The sequence below is a fragment of the Devosia sp. genome (assembly GCF_028290645.1).
In the GTDB taxonomy this organism is placed as follows: domain Bacteria; phylum Pseudomonadota; class Alphaproteobacteria; order Rhizobiales; family Devosiaceae; genus Devosia_A.
The window spans coordinates 1-5,376 of the sequence record NZ_JAQGJL010000279.1; the positions used below are offsets into that span (position 1 = coordinate 1).

General features: G+C 66.2%; 5 protein-coding genes. 4 read left to right on the top strand and 1 reads right to left on the bottom strand.

Translation table 11 applies throughout. The features are described from left to right. The 3 genes from JWQ89_RS15020 to JWQ89_RS15030 form a co-directional block, all read left to right on the top strand. Positions 1 to 153 (top strand): zinc-finger domain-containing protein (locus JWQ89_RS15020; protein WP_299642298.1); only part of this gene is annotated, 153 nt, incomplete at its 5' end. A gap of 7 nt (positions 154 to 160) precedes the next feature. Further along, positions 161 to 1,402: an FAD-dependent monooxygenase gene (locus tag JWQ89_RS15025; protein ID WP_299642292.1), complete on the top strand. Its 1,242-nt coding sequence runs from the start codon at positions 161 to 163 to the stop codon at positions 1,400 to 1,402. A 73-nt stretch (positions 1,403 to 1,475) separates the two neighbouring features. Next, on the top strand, positions 1,476 to 2,819 hold the full coding sequence (locus tag JWQ89_RS15030; protein ID WP_299642293.1) for a TCR/Tet family MFS transporter: 1,344 nt from the start codon (positions 1,476 to 1,478) through the stop codon (positions 2,817 to 2,819). 223 nt (positions 2,820 to 3,042) lie between these two features. On the opposite strand, the gene gndA is transcribed toward JWQ89_RS15030, so the two are convergent. Next, a complete protein-coding gene (gndA, locus tag JWQ89_RS15035) occupies positions 3,043 to 4,464 on the bottom strand; it encodes an NADP-dependent phosphogluconate dehydrogenase (protein WP_299642294.1) in 1,422 nt (473 codons plus the stop codon). 190 nt (positions 4,465 to 4,654) lie between these two features. Between gndA and JWQ89_RS15040 the strand changes: the two genes are divergently transcribed. Further along, positions 4,655 to 5,376, top strand: a 722-nt coding sequence (locus JWQ89_RS15040) for an SDR family NAD(P)-dependent oxidoreductase (protein ID WP_299642296.1), incomplete at its 3' end; no start/stop codon positions are given.

Consider the following 5,376-nt stretch of genomic DNA (forward strand, 5'->3'; position numbering starts at 1 on the left):
CCCCCGTTCGACCATCCGCACATCTATATCGACATGGGCAAGGACAACGAGGTCGTCTGCTCCTATTGCTCGACCCTCTATATCTTCAACCCCGAGCTCGCGCCCGGCATCTCGGAGCCGCTTTCGGCTGTCTATCAGTCTGAAGCCGCCTGATACTCCCATGTCCGGCAACGGACGCACCATCTACATAGCAGGCGCCGGTATTGCCGGCATGACACTTGCCCTGGCGCTCGCCAAGTTCGGCGCGACCGTGGTCGTCCTCGAGCGCAACGCCGAGGTGCAGGAGGTCGGCGCGGGCGTCCAGATCAGCCCAAACGCGCGAAAGATCCTCAACCGGCTGGGGCTCGACAAGGCGCTGGCCGCCAAGTCGTTCGAACCCTCCGGCATCGACGTCTATCCCTACGGCGCGCGAGAGCCGCTAGTGACGCTGGAACTCGGCCGCGTGGTGAAGGAGCGCTTCGGCGCACCATACGCGGTGATGCACCGTGCCGACCTCGCCGAGGTGCTGCACCGTGCCTGCCGGCGCTTCGCCAATATCGACATGCTGTTCGGCGTGCGCGCCTATGACGTGGTAAGTCATGCGCGCGGCGTCTCGGTGACCGTCGACGAAGCGGACGGCAAGTCACGCTCGGCCCGCGCCTTTGCCTTCATCGGCGCCGACGGGGTCAACTCGCGGACCCGCACCGATGTGCTGATGGGGCCCCCGGCGAACTATTCGGGCATGGTCGCCTGGCGCATCACGCTCGGCCAGGCGGCGCTCGACCGCGTACTGATCCCAGGCCGCACTAGCCTGCTCTGGGGTCCTGGCTATCATGCCGTGACCTACCCGCTGCCGCATCGGAAGCAGATCAACGTCGCGCTGTTCGCCAAGATGAAGGCCGAGCGCGCCCTCCACGGCGCCCCACCGCACGCGCCCGATCTCCCCTGGGCCGCACTGAAAAGCCGCGCCTTCGACGCTATCCGCGAGGCCGCCGGCGACGACTGGGGCTACTGGCCGGTCTCGACAGTTACGACGCCGACCTGGGCCGAGGGCGGCATCGGCCTCATCGGCGATGCCGCTCACGCCATGTTGCCGTTCCAGGCGCAGGGCGCCGTCATGGCCATCGAGGACGCCGCCATCCTCGCGCCGCTGCTGATGACCGAGACCGATGCCGGCTCAGCGCTCCGCCGCTATGCCGGGCTGCGGCAGCCGCGCGTCGAGCGGGTGAGAAAACTCTCCAACGCCAACGGATTCGCCTTCCACCTCGAATGGCCGTTTACCCTGGCGCGCAACGCCGTGGTGAAACTCCAGGGCCCGCTCGGGCATTTGAAGCGTCTGGGGTGGCTCTACGGCTACGACGTGGCGCCCGATCCCCAGCTCGCCCCGCCTGCCCCGCGCCCGCCGCGACAGGACGTCCATTAGCCCGCTTGGCGCTTGCCTTCGCTCAGGGCGATGTGTCAACTGCCGCCTCAAAATAGGGATCAAGCACCCCGCAATGCCTGTATCGTCCCAGTCAAAGCTCACCCTGGCCTGTATTCTTGTCACCATCTTCCTCGACATGCTCGGCTACGGCATCGTGCTGCCGGTACTGCCCGAGCTGATCGGTGGACTGATCGGCGGCACGAACGCCCAGGCGGCGGTTATCGGCGGCTACCTCGTCTTCTCGTATTCGCTGATGCAGTTCCTGTTCGGCCCTGCGCTGGGCAATCTTTCGGATCGCTTCGGCCGCCGTCCGATCATCCTGATCTCGCTGGCCGGCCTTACCGTCGACTACACGATCATGGGGTTCGCCCCGAACATCATCTATCTGTTCATCGGGCACACCATCGCCGGCATCTCCGGCGCCTCGGTAGCGACCGCCACCGCCTATATCGCTGACATCACGCCCAAGGAGCAGCGGGCGCAGCGCTTCGGCCTCATCGGCGCCGCCATCGGGCTGGGCTTCATCGCAGGTCCGGTCGTCGGCGGCGCACTTGGCGAACTCGGACCCCGCTGGCCATTCTATGCTGCCGCCGTGCTTGCCGCCGCGAACCTGGTGTTCGGCTTCTTCGTCCTGCCAGAGAGCCTCGCCAAGGACCGGCGCCGCCCCTTCGACATCCGCCGCGCCAACCCGTTCGGGGCGCTCTGGGCACTCAGCCGGAACCCGGTGGTCCTGTGGCTGCTCGCCACGCTGGGGTTGTTTACTCTCGCCAGCCAGGCGTTCCCCTCGGCATGGCCATTCTTCACCATCGAGGTGCTGAACTTCTCCTCGCTGCAGATCGGCGGGGCGCTAGGCGCCTTCGGCGTCGGCTTCGCCGTCAGCCAGGCTTTTCTCATCGGTCCGATGATCAAGCGCTTCGGCGAGTGGTTCACGGTGCTGCTCGGCATGCTCTTCGCGGCGATCGCCATGCTCGGCACCGCCTTCATCCACACCCAGTTCGGGCTGTACGGCTTCCTGATCGTCGGCTCGATGGCCGGCCTTGCCGGTCCCGCCATCAACTCGCTGATGTCGCACCAGGTGGCCGACGACGCGCAGGGTGAACTGCAGGGCGCCATCAACGCCACCAACTCGCTGACGGCCATTGTCGGGCCGCTGCTGGCGACGCAGCTCTTCAACTACTTCACACAGCCGGCCAAAGGCGCGCCCGGCTATTTCCCCGGCGCGCCGTTCCTCGGCTCCGGCATCCTCGTGATCCTCGCCGCCTGCCTCTTCGTCTTCACCGCCTGGCGCTTCGACTTGATGCACCGCCCGCGCGTCGCGAAGAAGGAACACCTGCACGAGCTGGGTCAGCCGGGCCAGCAGCAGACACCGCCGCATGACGAGAACGGCGTTCCAGTGCAGCAACCGGTGGGGGAATAGGGCTCAAAACTCTCGACCATCTCTCCCCTTGCGGGAGAGAAAGCGATTTCTTGGGCTTAGCGTTTGCTAAGTCCTAGAAATCGCAAGGGAGGGGGTGGTGGGAGGCACGGTGGCCCCGGACCCCCTCTCTTGCGAAATCTAAGGCTTAGCCAAGAGGCTAACCCTAAGATTTCGCTTTCTCCCCCGCCGAGGGGGCGATGGGGCGCGGGGCCAGTTCTGGCGGTTAGTTCCCCAGCGTCGACGGCCAGGTCCCGTGCTGCTCGCCCGGGCGGTCGATCAGCTCGAACCCATGCGCGCCGAAGAAGTCGCGCTGGCCCTGCGTCAGATTCGCCGTGCCCTGGGCCTGCCGGTAGCTGTCGAAATAGGCGAGCGAGGCCGAGAGGCAGATCAGCGGGAACTCGCCGATGGCGCCTGCCGCGACGATCTTCCTGAGCGAATGGTGCGCGTCCTTCATGATGGTGACGAAGTCCGGCACCATCAGCAGGTTGGTCGCCCCGCCCCTCGCAAAGGCCGCCGACATCTGGTCGAGGAAGCGCGAGCGGATGATGCAGCCGGCGCGCCAGATCTTGGCAATGGTGGCGAGCGGCAGGTTCCAGCCGTACTCCTCCGATGCCTTGGCCATCACCGCGAAGCCCTGCGCGTAGGAGACGATCTTGCCCGCCAGCAGCGCCTTCTCAAGATCGCCGATATCGATATGCCGGCCATGCGAGCCGGAGCGCTTGCCGTAGACCGCCTCGGCCGCGACGCGCTCATCCTTGCCCGACGAGATCGAGCGGGCCGCCACGGCGCCCTCGATGGCCGTCGCCGGCACGCCGAGCTGCTGCGCGGCGATCGCCGACCACACACCGGTGCCCTTCTGACCGGCCTTGTCGAGGATCAGGTCGACCAGCGGCTTGCCGGTCTGGGGGTCGATGGCTTCGAGCACGTAGCCGGTGATCTCGATCAGGTACGAGTTGAGCGGGCCGTTGTTCCATTCCTTGAATACGCCGGACGCGGTCTTGGGGTCCATTCCCAGCCCGTCGCGCATCACCCCGTAGACCTCGGCGATCATCTGCATGTCGCCGTATTCGATGCCGTTGTGGATGGTCTTCACGAAGTGGCCCGCGCCGCCCTTGCCGAGATAGGCGCAGCACGGCTCGCCGTTGAACTTGGCCGAGATCGCCTCGAGGATCGGCTGGGCGTTCTTCCACTGCTCTTCGGCGCCGCCCACCATGATCGAGGGACCATGGCGCGCGCCCTCCTCGCCACCGGAGACGCCGATGCCGAGATAGCCGATGCCCTTGGGCGTGAGGTAGTCAAAGCGCCGCTGCGTGTCGGTGAACAGCGAGTTGCCGCATTCGAGGATGGCGTCGCCTGCATCGAGATGCGGCAGCAGCTGCTCGATCATCTCGTCGACGGGCTTGCCGGCCTTGACCATGATGATGATCGAACGCGGCCGCTTCACCGACTGGATGAACTGCACCAGGTCCGCCTCGGGCACCACCTTGCCGTCGAGCCCCTGCTCTTTCGCCGTGGCGACAAATTCGTCGATCCTCGCGGCGGTGCGGTTGTGCACCGCGACGGTGTAGCCCTTTTCGGCGATGTTCAGCGCCAGATTGGACCCCATCACTGCGAGCCCGATCAGTCCGATGTCGGCAGACGCCATCATTTTCTCCATTGGAGTCATCAAGAATTCTTTGCGCGACCTTTTGGCACGGGGAAGGCCCGAATGCCACCCCTCGGTGCCGGGGCCGGCCGGTGCTGTGCACGTTCCTCAACGCCTTCACCACATGGCCTTACCAAGCCGGCCGTCATCTACTAGTCTCGCGCCCGCCTGAGCCTGGGAGGGCACTGATTTGGATTCGATTTCTCAATTCAACCTGGGCGGCAAGCGCGCCCTCGTCACCGGCTCGAGCCGCGGCATCGGCTTCGGCATCGCCGCCGCGCTGGCCGGCGCCGGCGCTGAGGTGATCCTCAACGCGCGCGATCCGGAGGCGCTGGGCGCCGCAGCGTCGAGGCTCGCCGACGATGGGGCCTTCAACGTCAAGGCGCTGGCCTTCGACGTGACCAGCGAGGACAGCGTCGAGGACGCCATATCCCACGCCGAGACCGAGATCGGCCCCATCGACATCCTCGTCAACAACGCCGGCATGCAGCACCGCGCCCCGCTCGATGAGTGGCCGCTGGAGAAATTCCGGCAGGTGATCGACACCAACCTCACCTCCGCCTTCATCGTCGGCCGCGCCGTGGCGCGCGGCATGATCGCGCGCCGGAGCGGCAAGATCATCAACATCTGCTCGGTGCTGAGCAATTTCGCGCGCACCTCGGTGGTGCCCTACTCCGCCTCCAAGGCCGCCCTCGCCAACCTGACCCGTGGCATGGCCGTCGATTGGGCGAGGCACGGCCTCAACGTCAACGGCATCGCTCCCGGCTACATCCGCACCGAGCTCAACGAGGCGCTGCTCCAGAACCAGGAATTCAACGCCTGGGTCGAAAAGCGCACGCCCATGGGCCGCTGGGGCGAGCCCGCCGAACTCGGCGGCGCCGCGATCTTCCTCGCTTCCGAAGCCTCTTCCTT

What these genes read in the sequence shown, in the direction of transcription:
- JWQ89_RS15025 (WP_299642292.1), top strand. Translation starts at nt 161, where the DNA reads ATGTCCGGCAACGGACGCACCATCTACATAGCAGGCGCCGGTATTGCC.
- JWQ89_RS15030 (WP_299642293.1), top strand. Translation starts at nt 1,476, where the DNA reads ATGCCTGTATCGTCCCAGTCAAAGCTCACCCTGGCCTGTATTCTTGTC.
- gndA (WP_299642294.1), bottom strand. Translation starts at nt 4,464, where the DNA reads ATGGCGTCTGCCGACATCGGACTGATCGGGCTCGCAGTGATGGGGTCC.